The sequence below is a fragment of the Vibrio sp. 2132-1 genome (assembly GCF_033344315.1).
The window spans coordinates 1-629 of sequence record NZ_JAWPON010000477.1 but is presented as its reverse complement, the minus strand read 5'-3'; the positions used below and the strand labels follow the sequence as shown (position 1 = coordinate 629).

The 629-nt window shown below is 49.1% G+C and carries 1 protein-coding gene; it reads right to left on the bottom strand.

Annotation, left to right across the window (positions count from 1 at the left end; genetic code table 11):
- Positions 1-469, bottom strand: a 469-nt coding sequence (gene uxuA, locus R8N47_RS26145) for a mannonate dehydratase (protein WP_318186221.1), incomplete at its 3' end; no start/stop codon positions are given.
- Between the last annotated feature and the right edge of the window lie 160 nt (positions 470-629).

Here is a 629-nt window from a genome sequence, read left to right as displayed (position 1 = left end):
GCGCTTGTTCAGCTTCGGTGTAATCCGCTTCCGCGCCCGGACGCTTGAGAATGTGCAGCTCAAATGCCGCAAAGGCGATTTGGTCAAAACGCAGCGCTTTAGAGCCATCTGGCATTTCAAATTCTAAGTCGGTGCGCGTCCAGTCAAGCACCGGCATAAAGTTGTAGCAAACGGTGTCGATACCGCACTCTGCAAGGTTACGCAGGGTTTGCTTGTAGTTGTCGATCCATTGTTGGAAGTTGCCCGTCTGAGTTTTGATTTCTTCGTGAACAGGAACACTTTCAACCACCGACCACGTTAAGCCTTTCTCTTCGATGATGGCTTTACGTTTTAAAATCTCTTCTTTAGACCACACTTCACCATTTGGAATGTGATGCAAGGCATTCACAATGCCTGTTGCGCCTGCTTGACGAATATCGTCTAGCGACACAGGGTCATTCGGACCGTACCAACGCCAAGTTTGTTCCATGACACTCACCTTTTTTAAGACGCACTCAGCCCGCTCGAATTTATCAAGCTAAGTGCACAACGACTTCTTAATATGCAGCCACGATAATGCAGCTGCGCTGACTAGAGCCGACCGAAGCCGGCAATGTGGTTAACCGTTTTCAGCACCCTGCAGAACAACA